The following is a 13,593-nucleotide window of genomic DNA, read 5'->3' on the forward strand; positions in this document are numbered from 1 at the left end:
CCCGATGGAGCGCTGGTCCGTACGGAACGAAGGACTGTCATGCCCGATCTGCATGACGGCGCTCCCGCGCGCCGTCGCCAGTGGGGTTCCGAGCGTCGTACCCGCCCGCTCGACACCCTGCACGAACGCCCCTCCGAGCGGAAGCTCGTCTCCGGCCGCATCGCGATCATCCTCACGATCGCGTTCTGGCTGGCCTACGTCGTCTACACCGTGATCCGCCAGTTCCTCGACTACGGCACCGAGAGCTTCCGGTTCACCACCGAGGCCGTCTCGTACCTCGTGGTCGTCACGTTCCTCACCTTCTCCGCGCTCATGCACCTCGTGGCGCGTCAGGGTGCGATGGAGCGGTTCGCGACGCACGTCCGGGTCCCGCGCGCCGAGCTCGACCGGCACTTCGCCGAGGGGCACGAGTCGCCGATGACGGTCCTCGTGCCGAGCTACGCCGAGGAGCCCGACGTCGTCGCCACCACGCTGTGGTCGGCCGCGCTGCAGGAGTACCCCTCGCTGCGCGTCGTGCTGCTCATCGACGACAACCCGTTCCCGACCGACCCGGAGACCCTCGAGAAGCTCGAGCGGACCCGCGCGGTCGCCAGGACGATCCAGAACCAGCTCGCCGCGCCGTCGCAGCGGTTCCAGGAGGCCCTGCTCTCCGCCGAGGTCGAGGCCGAGGCCGCACCGTTCGCGAGCGTCGACGGGCTGCGCAACCTCGTCGAGCACCACCGCTGGGCCGACGCCTGGCTCCGCCGCCACGCCCGCGAGCACGAGGTCCTCGACCACGTCGACCACTTCTTCCACGACCAGGTCCTGATCGGCCTCGCGGACGAGTTCCGCCTGACCTCCGAGGCACTCGAGGCCGCGATCGTGGACGCCGTCGACGCGGGGGAGTCCTTCAGCGAGATCACGTCGGCGCGGGCGCTCGAACTGCAGCGCCGTCTGGCCTGGACCTTCACGGCCGAGATCACGACCTTCGAGCGGAAGCGCTACGCGAACCTGTCGGACGAGGCGAACAAGGCCATGAACCTCAACGCGTACATCGGCCTGCTGGGCGGCTCGTACGCGTTCGAGGAGACCGCGTCCGGCACGATCCTGCGCACGGTCAGCGACCCGTCGACCGCGGATCTGGTCGTCTCCGCGTCGGACTACATCCTGACGCTCGACGCCGACTCGGTGCTGCTGCGCGACTACTGCCTGCGCCTGGTCTACTTCCTCGAGCAGCCGGAGAACGCCCGGGTCGCCGTGACCCAGACCCCGTACTCGTCGTTCCGCGGCGCGGCCACCCGCATCGAGCGGCTCGCGGGTGCCACCACCGACATCCAGCACATCCTCCACCAGGGCATGTCCCGTCACAACGCCACCTTCTGGGTCGGTGCGAACGCGGTCATCCGCACCCGGGCGCTCCGTGACATCGAGGAGGTCGAGACCGTCGGCGGCTTCGAGGTGAAGCGCTACGTGCAGGACCGCACGGTCATCGAGGACACCGAGTCGAGCGTCGACCTCGGCATGCACGGCTGGACGCTCGTGAACTACCCGGAGCGCCTCTCCTACAGTGCGACGCCGCCGGACTTCGGTTCGCTCATCGTCCAGCGCCGCCGCTGGGCCAACGGTGGACTGCTCATCCTGCCGAAGTACATCCGCCAGGTCCGCGAGCGTCGTGCCCGCGGCGAGCGGGTCGGCATCGTCGAGATGTCCCTGCGCGTCAACTACATGGCGTCCATCGCCTGGGCGTCGTTCGGCCTCATCTTCCTGCTGGCCTACCCGTACGACTCCAGGCTCCTCAGCCCGATGGTGCTCCTCGCCGCCCTGCCCTACTTCTGGCTGCTCTCGAGCGACCTGAAGTACTGCGGCTACAAGCGCACCGACGTGTTCCGCATCTACGGGTTCAACCTCATCCTGATGCCCGTCAACGTCGCCGGCGTGCTGAAGAGCATCCAGCAGGCACTCACGGCGAAGAAGATCCCGTTCGCCCGCACGCCGAAGGTCCGGGACCGCACCGCCTCGCCGGCGCTGTACGTCCTCGCGCCGTACGCGATGGTCGTCTTCTCGGTGTTCACCTTCGTCCGTGACTTCGGGGCGCAGAACTGGGGCAACGCCGTGTTCGCGGCGTTCAACGCCCTGCTCGCGATGTACGCGATCGTCGCCTACATCGGGATCTGGAACTCGGTGGTCGACGTCTGGCTCTGGGCCACGAAGTGGATGTACTACGACCCGGCGGCACGCAGCGCACGCAACGCTTCGCGGACGCAGGCGCGCGCTGATCGCAAGCGCGCCCGCAACGGACTCCTGCCCGAGCCGGAGCCGGCCACCGAGGACTGGCGTGCCGTCCTCTACTTCGGCGACCGCGGCAAGACGATGCCGGTGCGGCACGGCGCCGACGTCGTCGGAGCCGGGAACACGCCCGGGGCCGTCGGCGGCCGCGGTTCCCAACACGCGACGAACACCGAGCAGCACCCGAACACCACCGACGAGCGGAGCGCCGCCTGATGTCCACCACCAGACGACTGTCCCCGATCCGGGTCTCCCTCGCGGTCGTGCTGACCGCCGCCGTCGCCGTCGCCGGGTACGCCGGGTTCGACCGCTGGCAGTCCGCCCAGGCCGCCGAGACCGAGAAGTCCTGGTTCGCCGCCTACACGGACGTGACCGCCACCCCGACGTTCGCGTTCGAGGACGTGAAGTCCGCCAAGGGCCGCGACGTCATGCTGTCCTTCGTCGTCGCCGACCACGACGACGCCTGCACCCCGACCTGGGGTTCCGCGTACTCGCTGCAGGGTGCGTCGGACACGCTCGACCTCGATCGCCGCATCGCCCGCCTGCAGCAGCAGAAGGGCGAGGTCGGCGTCTCGTTCGGCGGGCTCGCGAACGACGAGCTCGCCACGACCTGCACGAACGGCTCGGATCTGGCGAGCGCGTACGAGTCGGTCGTGAAGCGCTACGACGTCAGCACGGTCGACTACGACGTCGAGGGCGACGACCTGACGAACCACGAGGCGGGCCAGCGCCGCGCCGAGGCCGTCGCGAAGCTGCAGGAGGAGCGTCGGGCCGCCGGGCACCCGCTCGCCGTGTGGCTGACGCTGCCGGCCGCCCCGTCCGGACTGACCAGCGACGGCACCACCGCGGTGGCGCAGTTCCTCAAGGCCGGGGTCGACCTCGCCGGTGTGAACGCCATGACGATGGACTACGGGCAGGGCAAGGGCGCGAGCCAGAGCATGTACTCCGCCTCCGTCCAGACCCTGCAGGAGGTCCATCGCCAGCTCGGCGTCCTCTACAAGCGGGCCGGCACGCCGCTCGGCGACAGCACCCTCTGGCACAAGGTCGGCGCGACGCCGATGATCGGCCAGAACGACATCCAGGACGAGGTCTTCACCCTCGCCGACGCGAAGAAGCTCAACGCGTGGGCGCGGGACCGCGGGCTCGGCCGGATGTCGATGTGGTCGCTCAACCGCGACACCACGTGCGGGTCGAACTACGTGAACCTCTCGACGGTGTCGAACTCCTGCTCCGGCGTGGACCAGGACGGCGTGCTCTACGCCGACGTGCTCGGCAAGGGCTTCACCGGCGGGATCGTCGCAGCCGCTTCGGACGTCACGAAGGCGGAGCCCTCCGCCACCGTGCAGCCGACGGACGACCCCTCGACCAGCCCGTACCCGGTGTGGAGCTCGGACGCCTCGTACCTCGAGGGCACGAAGATCGTCTGGCACCGGAACGTCTACGAGGCGAAGTGGTGGACGTCCGGTGACCTGCCCGACGACCCGGTGCTGAGCGCGTACGAGACGCCGTGGCAGCTCGTCGGACCGGTGCTGAAGGGCGAGAAGCCGGTGAAGCAGGTCACGCTCCCGGCCGGGACCTACGACGCCTGGTCCGGCACGAAGCAGTACGACACGGGCGCGCGCGTCCTGTTCGACGGGATCCCGTACCAGTCGAAGTGGTGGAACACCGGCGAGAGCCCGGAGGCCTCCACCAGCGATCCGGATGGCTCGCCCTGGGTGAAGCTCAAGGACTCCGAGATCAAGCAGATCCTCGAGGACGTCGAGTCCGGCAAGGACGCGCCGACGGCTGACGCGACCCCGTCGTCCTGAGTCGCGATCGTTCCTGCCTGGAGGCGCGGTGCCAGCTGGCACTGCGCCTCCGGTCCGTTTCCCCCGCGTTTTGGGTACGTTCGCTGTGCGCGTTCCGACAAGTTCTCCACAGCCCCGTTCGGGGCTCCCGCGGAGTCACTCGTTTCCGATACGCTGGTGCGCCAAGAGGAGGAGGTCCACGATGCCAGAACCAGTGGTCCCGCAGCCGGACGGTCAGAAGACCCCTGAGCAGCGGCTGGTCGACACCACGCTGACCTTCAGCATGGACATGGGTGCGGCGCTGACGGCCGAGTCCGGTGTGTCCGCCGAAGAGCGCGAGGCGATCAACGCCCTGCCCTCCGGTTCCGCGCTGCTCGTGGTCCGTCGCGGTCCGAACGTCGGTGCTCGGTTCCTGCTCGACTCCGACGTCACCACGGCGGGGCGTCACCCCGACGCGGACATCTTCCTGGACGACGTCACGGTGTCGCGCAAGCACGCCGAGTTCCTCCGCCACGGCACGAGCTTCAGCGTGAAGGACAACGGGTCGCTCAACGGCACGTACTTCGACGGCGTCCGCATCGACGAAGCTCTCCTCACCGACGGGTCCGAGGTGCAGGTCGGCAAGTTCCGCCTGACCTTCTACGCCTCCCGGGTCGACCTGGCGCGCCTGGCGAACGCGTAGTGGCCGCACGGTCCGCCGCGGCCCGGGCGGGGTCCGCGGTACCGGACCTGCTCACGATCGGGCAGGTCCTCGCACGCCTGAAGCCCGACTTCCCGGACCTGTCGAGTTCGAAGCTGCGCTTCCTCGAGGAACGCGAGCTCGTGACCCCGATCCGCACCGCCAGCGGGTACCGGAAGTTCTCGGCGGCGGACGTCGAGCGGCTCCGCGTGATCCTCGGGCTGCAGCGCGACCACTACCTGCCGCTCAAGGTCATCAAGGACTACCTGGCCGACCTCGACGCCGGGCGCGACCCGGTGCTCCCCGGTGGTGGGGACGCGCCGAAGCCCTCGATCCTCGGGCGCGAGCGCCGCTACACCCGCGACGAGACCGTGCGTGCCGCCGGAGCGACGCCGATGCTCCTCGCCGACGCCGTCTCCGCATCGTTGCTGCCGGCCGCCGACACCTACGGCGAGGACGCCGTGGTGGTGCTCAGGGCGCTCGTCGAACTGCAGCGCACCGGCATCGAGCCACGGCACCTCCGCACCATGCGCAGCGTCGCCGAGCGAGAGGTCGGGCTCATCGAGTCGGCGCTCATGCCGGTCTCACGGCGCGGTGACGCCACGTCCCGGGCGAAGGCGACCGAGCTCGCGCGGGAGATCGCCGGCCACCTCGAGGTGATCCGGTCGAACCTCATCCGCACGGCGATCGGGCGTCTCGACGCATGACGCGCGTCCTGGCTCATCCGGCCTCCAGTGCTGGTGCGTGTCGGTCGGTGGGGCGTATCCTCGACACGCCGGACGCGCCGAGTCGGATGTCCCGCGCCGGAGCGGTTCGAGTCGCTACCGTGGACCTCGGAACAACTCTCAACCCATTGTTGAATGTTCGGATGAGAGCTCGATCGTCGTGGAAGGCAGCCTGATGAGTGGGAACGACACCCCCGGCACCGAGTCGGAGATGACCCGGTACGACCTCGGGTTGCTCTTCACCGACGGCCTGCCCGAGCACGACGAGCAGAACGGGTACCGCGGCACCGTCGCCGCTCGTGCGGCCGGCATCTCCTACCGGCAGCTCGACTACTGGGCCCGTACCGAACTCGTCGAGCCGACGATCCGCGGGGCCGCGGGCTCCGGGTCGCAGCGGCTGTACGGGTTCCGCGACATCCTCGTGCTCAAGCTCGTGAAGCGACTGCTCGACACGGGCATCTCCCTGCAGCAGATCCGCACGGCCGTGAACCAGCTCCGCGAGTCGGGCGTGTCGGACCTGGCGCAGACGACGCTGATGTCGGACGGCGCCTCGGTGTACCTGTGCACCTCCGACGACGAGGTCATCGACCTGGTCTCCCGCGGGCAGGGTGTGTTCGGCATCGCCGTGGGCAAGGTCCTGCGCGAGGTCGAGAGCTCCCTGGTCGAACTCGACGCGACGCCGGCGGCCGACCCTTCCGACGAGCTCGCCGCGCGCCGCGCTTCCCGCGCGTCCTGACGCCGGCGCGTCCCACGCTCAGTCGCCGGCGCGTCCTGCGCTCCCTCGAGCGGTCACGACATGCCGCAGGCGGGCCGCGGACCGGTCACGAACTGTCGGCCCGAGCGCCGGGAGCCGACCGAACGTGACCGCCCGGCGAACCTGAGCGGGGTGTCGTGACCAGTGGCGCGGGGGTCACCGGCGGGGCGGTGTCGAGCCGCGCCTCCCGTCCGCGTGAGGCGCGAGCGTCCGGCGGGCGTGCCACACGCCGGGGTGCGTCAAGCTCACCTGCGCCCGGTGTGGGTCCACTCACGAGCGGTCAGGACATGCCGCAGGCGGGCCGCCGCGCGGTCACGAACTGTCGGCCCGAGCGCCGCGACCCGACCGAACGTGACCGCTCGGCGAACCTGAGCGGGGTGTCGTGACCAGCCGGTGCGCTACGCGGCGCCGCCCTCGGCGTACGGGCCGATCTTGCCCGTGCGCATGATCCGCTCGAGCAGCTGGTCGAAGTTCCGCGCCATCTCCTGCGCCGACTCCCCGGGCCACACGTGCAGGGGCTTCGCGGCACCCTGCGCCTGCTGCAGCGACGTGCGCTCGGGCAGCTGCGGGGACAGCACGAGCGGGCCGAACATGTCCCGGAGCTCCTTGATGCGGAACTGGTGCTCCAGCGACTGCACGCGAGCCCGGTTCACGATGATGCCGAGCGGCTGCAGACGGGGGGAGAGGCCTCGGCGGATCTCCTCGATCGCACGGAGGGCACGGTCGGCGGCGGCCACGGAGAACAGCCCCGGCTCGGTGACGACGGTCACCCGGTCGGACGCGGCCCAGGCGGTGCGGGTGAGGGCGTTGAGCGACGGAGCGCAGTCGATCAGGACGAGCTCGTAGTCCTGCTCGACGTTGGCCAGGGCCTCTTCGAGCTTCCAGATGTCGCGGATGGACGGGTGCGGCCCGTCGAAGTTGATGGCCGAGGGCGAGCCGACCATGACGTCGATCTTGCCCTGCGAGCCCTTCGTCCAGCCGGACGGGGCGATCGCCTGGCGGACGATCTTCTCCTTCGGGTTCTCGAGCACGTCGGCGACGTTGAGGTGTCCGGAGATGTTGATGTCGAGCCCGGTCGACACGTCGGACTGCGGGTCGAGATCCACCACCAGCGTGCGCAGTCCCTTGGCGAACGCGGCCGAAGTCAGGCCGAGCGTCACCGTCGTCTTGCCGACACCACCCTTGAGGGAGCTCACGCTGAGTACATGCACGGTGAGCAACGTTACCGCCAGTAGGGTTGTCTCACCTCAACCCGGGCTGAAAGGGACCTCGTGTTCAGCAAGATCCTGGTCGCCAATCGTGGCGAGATCGCCATCCGTGCATTCCGTGCTGCGTACGAGCTGGGGGCGAAGACCGTCGCCGTCTACCCGTACGAGGACCGCAACTCCCTGCACCGTCTGAAAGCGGACGAGGCCTACCTGATCGGGGAACGCGGGCACCCGGTCCGCGCGTACCTCGACGTGTCGGAGATCGTCCGCGTGGCGCAGGAGTCCGGCGCGGACGCGATCTACCCGGGGTACGGCTTCCTGTCCGAGAACCCGGAGCTGGCCGCCGCTGCCGCCGCTGCCGGGATCACCTTCATCGGCCCCGGCGAGCACGTGCTGGAGATGGCGGGCAACAAGGTCACCGCGAAGGAGCACGCGATCGCGGCCGGTGTCCCGGTCCTCGCGAGCACCCCGGCGAGCCGGGACATCGAGGAACTCCTCGCCGGCGCCGACGCGATCGGCTTCCCGGTGTTCGCGAAGGCCGTCGCCGGTGGTGGCGGTCGTGGCATGCGCCGGGTGGAGACGAAGCCCGAGCTGCGCGCCGCCCTCGAAGAGGCGATGCGTGAGGCCGACAGCGCCTTCGGGGACCCGACGATGTTCCTCGAGCAGGCGGTCATCCGTCCGCGGCACATCGAGGTGCAGATCCTCGCCGACGCCACGGGCACGGATGAGGGAACGATCCACCTGTTCGAGCGCGACTGCTCGGTGCAGCGACGGAACCAGAAGGTCGTCGAGATCGCCCCGGCGCCGAACCTCGACCCGGCCATCGCGGCGGCGCTCCACCGGGACGCCGTGGCCTTCGCCCGTTCGATCGGGTACGTGAACGCCGGCACGGTGGAGTTCCTGCTCGACACCGAGGGGGAGCGCAAGGGCCAGCACGTCTTCATCGAGATGAACCCGCGCATCCAGGTCGAGCACACGGTCACCGAAGAGGTCACGGACGTCGACCTCGTCCAGTCGCAGATGCGCATCGCCGCCGGGCAGACCCTCGGCGACCTCGGGCTGACGCAGGACACCGTGAGCGTCCACGGCGCCGCACTGCAGACCCGCATCACGACCGAGGACCCGACGCAGGGCTTCCGTCCGGACACCGGCCGCATCACGACCTACCGCAGCCCCGGTGGCGCGGGCGTGCGCCTCGACGGCGGCACCGTGGCCACGGGCGCGCAGATCAGCCCGCACTTCGACTCGATGCTCGCGAAGATGACCTGCCGCGGGCGGGACTTCCCGGCAGCGGTCGCCCGTGCCAAGCGCGCTCTCGCGGAGTTCCGCATCCGCGGTGTGAGCACGAACATCCCGTTCCTGCAGGCGGTGCTCGAGGACCCGGACTTCGACCGCGGCGACATCTCGACGAAGTTCATCGAGGAGCGTCCGCAGCTGTTCGGCGGCCACGTCTCGAAGGACCGCGGCACGAAGGTGCTCAACTGGCTCGCCGACGTCACGGTGAACAAGCCGAACGGCGAGCGGCGGCCGCAGACGGTCGAGCCGAGCGACAAGCTCCCGGCGGTCGACCTCAGCGGCCCGCTGCCGTTCGGTCAGCGCGACCGGCTGCGCGAGATCGGTCCGGCCGAGTGGGCGAAGGCCCTCCGTGAGCAGACCGAGCTCGCCGTCACCGAGACGACGATGCGCGACGCCCACCAGTCGCTGCTCGCCACCCGCGTCCGCACGAAGGACCTCGTCGCCGTCGCTCCGCACGTCGCCCGGCTCACCCCGCAGCTGCTCAGCATGGAGGCCTGGGGCGGTGCCACGTACGACGTCGCGCTCCGGTTCCTCGGCGAGGACCCGTGGGAGCGCCTGGCGTCGCTGCGCGAGGCGATGCCGAACATCCCGATCCAGATGCTGCTGCGCGGCCGCAACACGGTCGGCTACACGCCGTACCCGACCGAGGTGACGGACGCGTTCGTCGCCGAGGCCGCCGCCACGGGCGTCGACGTCTTCCGCGTGTTCGACGCGCTCAACGACGTCAGCCAGCTGCGTCCGGCCCTGGAGGCGGTGCTCGCGACCGACACGGCCGTCGCCGAGGCGGCGCTCTGCTACACGGCCGACCTCCTCGATCCGTCGGAGGACCTCTACACGCTGGACTACTACCTCCGCCTCGCGGAGCAGATGGTCGAGGCCGGCGCGCACGTCATCGGCATCAAGGACATGGCCGGGCTCCTCCGCGCCGGAGCGGCCGAGAAGCTCGTGACCGCGCTGCGGGAGCGCTTCGACCAGCCCGTGCACGTGCACACCCACGACACCGCCGGCGGTCAGCTCGCGACGCTCCTCGCGGCGGCCCGGGCCGGCGCGGACGCGGTCGACGTCGCGGCGGCACCGATGGCCGGCACGACGAGCCAGCCGAGCATGTCCGCGCTCGTCGCCGCCCTGGCGCACACCGAGCGCGACACCGGCCTCTCGCTGAGCGCCGTCGGCGACCTCGAGCCCTACTGGGAGGCCGTCCGACGTGCGTACGCGCCGTTCGAGTCCGGGCTGCCGGGGCCGACAGGTCGCGTGTACAAGCACGAGATCCCGGGCGGGCAGCTGTCGAACCTCCGCCAGCAGGCCATCGCGCTCGGCCTCGGCGACCGGTTCGAGCAGGTGGAGGACTGGTACGCCGAGGCGAACCGGATCCTCGGCCGCCCGACGAAGGTCACGCCGTCCTCGAAGGTCGTCGGCGACCTCGCCCTGCAGCTCGCAGCGGTCGACGCCGACCCCGTCGACTTCGAGCAGAACCCGCAGAAGTACGACATCCCGGACTCCGTCGTCGGCTTCATGGCGGGCGAGCTCGGCGACCTGCCCGGCGGCTGGCCGGAACCCTTCCGGTCGAAGGTGCTCGCGGGCCGTGACGTCACGCCGACGATCACGCCCGTGCCCGAAGCCGAGCGCGAGCACCTGACCAAGAACGGTCCCGAGCGGCGGAACGCGCTGAACCGGCTGCTGTTCGCGCAGCCGACGCGACAGTTCGAGAGCGTCCGCGAGCAGTACGGCGACCTGTCCGTCGTGCCGACCGTCGACTACCTCTACGGCCTGCGCCCCGGGCAGGAGCACATCGTGCCGCTCGGGAAGGGCGTCAACCTGTTCGTCGGGCTCGAGGCGATCGGCGAGGCCGACGAGCGCGGCATCCGCACGGTCATGGCGACGATGAACGGGCAGCTCCGCCCGGTCTACGTCCGCGACCGCTCGATCGAGGTGGAGACGAAGGCCGCCGAGAAGGCGGACAAGTCCGACCCGAAGCACGTCGCGGCGCCGTTCTCCGGCGTCGTGACGCTCAAGGTCGCCGTCGGTGACGTCGTCGAGGCCGGGCAGGCCGTGGCGAGCATCGAGGCGATGAAGATGGAAGCGGCCATCACGGCGCCCGTCGCGGGCACCGTCGGCCGTCTCGCGATCCCGGCGACCCAGCAGGTGGACGCCGGCGACCTCCTGGTGGTGCTGCAGTAACGTGACCGTCCGTCCCATCCGCCTGTTCGGCGACCCCGTGCTCCGTTCGCCGGCCGATCCCGTCCGTCCCGATGCGCTCGGGAGCCCCGGCATCCGCGACCTCGTGCAGGACCTCGTCGACACCGTGAAGGAGCCGGGCCGTGCCGGTGTGGCCGCGCCGCAGATCGGCGTCGGGCTGCGCGCCTTCTCGTACAACGTCGACGGTGAGGTCGGGTACGTCCTCAACCCCGAGATCGTCGAGGTCTCGGGGGAGCCGGAGCTCATGGACGAGGGCTGCCTCTCGGTCCCGGGGCTCTCGTACCCGACCAGGCGGTACCCGTACGCGAAGGTCCGCGGCGTCGACGTCGACGGCGCCGAGGTCGTCCTCGAGGGCACCGGGCTCATGGCCGAGGCGCTGCAGCACGAGGTGGACCACCTCGGCGGCACCGTGTACGTCATGACGCTCGACCCGGAGGTCCGGCGACAGGCGCTCCGGGACATCCGCTCGCAGGACTGGTTCCACTGAGGGCCCGGTTCGGATGACACCCCAACGCGGGATTGTCGCTTTGTCCTGACGAAGAGGTACCGTATCGGCGTCGGTCACCCAACCGGCACCGTTTCCCACACTCCCAGGACACCCAGCATGACCCCTCAGAACGACGAGCTCAGCTCGCACCGCACCCGCACCAACTTCCGTCCCGACGTCCCCGCCACGACCGCTTCGACCGCTGTCCTCGACGCGTCGGACGCGCAGCAGACGCAGGAGGACTGACCCGACAGCGGGTCGCGCCCCGCGCGCAGCCGCAACCGACTGGAGGCGCGGTTCTTCCGTCGCTCCGGCTCGACGACCGGCGTCGCGGTCGTCTGCACCTTCGACCCGGAGTAGATGTGCTCCACGTCGGCGGCGAAGTCCTTGAGGATCACCGGCCGCTTGATCGTCAGCTTCGGCGTGAGGTGTCCCGACGCCTCCGTGAGCTCGGTGTCGAGGATCGTGAACGACCGCACCGACTCCGCGCGGGAGACGCGCTGGTTGGCGGCGTCGATGGCCTCCTGGACCGCCTGGTGGACGCGCTCGTCGTAGGCCGCCTCGTGCGCGGACAGCGCCGGCGTGATCCCGCGGGTCTCGCACCAGCCGCCGAGCATCTCGCGGTCGAGTGTGACGAGGGCGGCGACGAACGGCTTGCCCTCGCCCACGACGACGACCTGCCCGACGAGCGGGTGCTCGCGGATGCCGTCCTCGAGCGGTGCCGGCGCGACGTTCTTGCCGCTCGCGGTGACGATCAGCTCCTTCGCGCGACCGGTCACGGTGAGGATGCCGTCGGGGTCGAGCCGTCCGAGGTCGCCGGTGTGGAACCAGCCGTCGGGCTTCGCCGCGGCGGTCGCCTCGTCGTTCCGCCAGTAGCGGTCGAAGACGTCGACTCCGCGGATGAGGATCTCGTCGTCGTCCGCGATGCGGATCTCCACGCCGGGGAGCGCCCGGCCGACGCTGCCGATGCGGAGCTCCGCGGCGCGGTTCACCGTCGCCGGCGCGGTGGTCTCGGTGAGGCCGTAGCCCTCGAGGATGAGCACCCCGACGGACCGGAAGAAGTGCGACAGGCGCGGTGACAGCGGCGCGGAGCCGCTGACGGCGTAGCGGACGCGCCCGCCCATGGCGTCGCGGAGCTTGGCGTAGACGAGCCGGTCGAAGAGCTTGAAGCGCAGCGCGAGCCCGAGCGGGACCTTGCCCGCCGCGAGCGCCTCGGAGTGGGCGACGGCGGTGCGGGCGGCCGCGCGGAAGACCTTCCCGCGGCCGCCGAGCTCCGCCTTCTGCTCGGCCGAGTTGTAGATCTTCTCGAACACCCGGGGGACCGCGAGCAGGAACGACGGCTTGAACGTCGACACCGCGTGCATGAGGTCCTTCGTGTCCGGCTCGTGGCCGACGAGGACACCGGCGGAGATGCTCATCGCGGCGATGAAGCGGGCGAACACGTGGGCCAGCGGGATGAACAGCAGCGTGGAGGCGTCGTCGGCCACGACCTCGGGCATGGCCTCGGAGGCGCCCTCGACCGTGGCGGTGAAGTTGTCGTGCCGGAGCACGCAGCCCTTCGGCCGACCGGTGGTGCCCGAGGTGTAGATGATCGTCGCGTCGTCGTGTCCGTGCACGTCGGCGGTGCGCGCGTCGAGCTCGGCGTCGGTGACGTCCTCGCCGAGCCGGGTGAGGTCGTCGAGCCCGCCGCCGTCGATGGTCCAGTGCTGGCCGAGGTGCGGCAGGTCCGGCGCGATGGAGGCGACGCGCCGCGCGTGCTCCTCCTGCTCGACCACGATCGCGACCGCCTCGGAGTCCGACAGGATCCAGCGCACCTGGTCGGGCGAGCTCGTCTCGTAGACGGGGATCGACACGAGCCCGGCGGTCCACACCGCGAAGTCCACGAGCGTCCACTCGAGGCGGGTGCGGGACAGGATCGCCACGTGCGCCCCGGGTGCGAGGCCGGCGGCGACGAAGCCCTTCGCGATGCCGCGGACCCGGGCCAGCGTCTCGGAGGCGGTGATCGGCGTCCAGGTGTCGCCGTGGCGCTCGGCCAGGATCGGGCGGTCGGGCGTCTTCCGGGCCCGCTCGGAGAGCAGGCGCGCGGCTGAGCCGTGGTCGGGTGCGGTGATCGGGGTTGGGTGCCGCTGATCGTTCACGGTGACTCCCTTGTCGGCCGGTTCGATTCGAGTGCGCCTCATCGTCGAGGCGGCACCG

At 70.6% G+C, this 13,593-nt stretch carries 9 protein-coding genes; 7 read left to right on the plus strand and 2 right to left on the minus strand.

Annotated features, from left to right (window positions below; all coding sequences use genetic code 11):
- Nucleotides 1–39 precede the first annotated feature (39 nt).
- The 5 genes from HP507_RS08250 to HP507_RS08270 all read left to right on the plus strand — a co-directional run bounded on the left by HP507_RS08250 (nt 40) and on the right by HP507_RS08270 (nt 6,192).
- The gene (locus HP507_RS08250; protein ID WP_175351307.1) at nt 40–2,481 is read left to right on the plus strand and encodes a glycosyltransferase family 2 protein; all 2,442 of its coding nucleotides are present in this window, start codon (nt 40–42) and stop codon (nt 2,479–2,481) included.
- Entirely contained in the window at nt 2,481–4,073 is a 1,593-nt protein-coding gene (locus HP507_RS08255) for a chitinase (RefSeq protein ID WP_175351308.1), read from the plus strand. The genes HP507_RS08250 and HP507_RS08255 overlap by 1 nt, the downstream gene beginning before the upstream one ends.
- A gap of 181 nt (nt 4,074–4,254) precedes the next feature.
- Nucleotides 4,255–4,734, plus strand: a complete 480-nt coding sequence (locus HP507_RS08260) for an FHA domain-containing protein (RefSeq protein WP_175351309.1) — start codon at nt 4,255–4,257, stop codon at nt 4,732–4,734.
- Nucleotides 4,734–5,438 (plus strand): transcriptional regulator FtsR, encoded by a 705-nt coding sequence (gene ftsR, locus HP507_RS08265; RefSeq protein ID WP_175351310.1) that lies wholly within the window; start codon nt 4,734–4,736, stop codon nt 5,436–5,438. Before HP507_RS08260 ends, ftsR begins: the two co-directional genes overlap by 1 nt.
- 193 nt (nt 5,439–5,631) lie before the next feature.
- Entirely contained in the window at nt 5,632–6,192 is a 561-nt protein-coding gene (locus HP507_RS08270) for a MerR family transcriptional regulator (RefSeq protein WP_175351311.1), read from the plus strand.
- 416 nt (nt 6,193–6,608) lie between these two features.
- On the opposite strand, the gene HP507_RS08275 is transcribed toward HP507_RS08270, so the two are convergent.
- Nucleotides 6,609–7,421 carry a ParA family protein gene (locus HP507_RS08275; RefSeq protein WP_031262009.1) on the minus strand — a complete coding sequence of 271 codons (813 nt, stop codon included), beginning with the start codon at nt 7,419–7,421 and terminating at the stop codon, nt 6,609–6,611.
- A gap of 60 nt (nt 7,422–7,481) precedes the next feature.
- Here HP507_RS08275 and HP507_RS08280 point away from each other — a divergent pair, with 60 nt between their 5' ends.
- Entirely contained in the window at nt 7,482–10,892 is a 3,411-nt protein-coding gene (locus HP507_RS08280) for a pyruvate carboxylase (RefSeq protein ID WP_175351313.1), read from the plus strand.
- 1 nt (nt 10,893) lies between these two features.
- Entirely contained in the window at nt 10,894–11,397 is a 504-nt protein-coding gene (locus HP507_RS08285) for a peptide deformylase (protein ID WP_175351314.1), read from the plus strand.
- Between the two features lie 125 nt (nt 11,398–11,522).
- Here HP507_RS08285 and HP507_RS08290 read toward each other — a convergent pair whose 3' ends face one another.
- Nucleotides 11,523–13,577 carry an AMP-dependent synthetase/ligase gene (locus HP507_RS08290; RefSeq protein ID WP_175351315.1) on the minus strand — a complete coding sequence of 685 codons (2,055 nt, stop codon included), beginning with the start codon at nt 13,575–13,577 and terminating at the stop codon, nt 11,523–11,525.
- Nucleotides 13,578–13,593: the final 16 nt, after the last annotated feature.

Source organism: Curtobacterium pusillum (assembly GCF_013359865.1).
Taxonomy (GTDB): Bacteria; Actinomycetota; Actinomycetes; order Actinomycetales; family Microbacteriaceae; genus Curtobacterium; species Curtobacterium pusillum.

Excerpts from the sequence above, each read along its gene's own strand:
- HP507_RS08250 (WP_175351307.1), top strand. The coding sequence starts at position 40 with ATGCCCGATCTGCATGACGGCGCTCCCGCGCGCCGTCGCCAGTGGGGT.
- HP507_RS08255 (WP_175351308.1), top strand. The coding sequence starts at position 2,481 with ATGTCCACCACCAGACGACTGTCCCCGATCCGGGTCTCCCTCGCGGTC.
- HP507_RS08260 (WP_175351309.1), top strand. The coding sequence starts at position 4,255 with ATGCCAGAACCAGTGGTCCCGCAGCCGGACGGTCAGAAGACCCCTGAG.
- HP507_RS08270 (WP_175351311.1), top strand. The coding sequence starts at position 5,632 with ATGAGTGGGAACGACACCCCCGGCACCGAGTCGGAGATGACCCGGTAC.
- HP507_RS08290 (WP_175351315.1), bottom strand. The coding sequence starts at position 13,577 with ATGAGGCGCACTCGAATCGAACCGGCCGACAAGGGAGTCACCGTGAAC.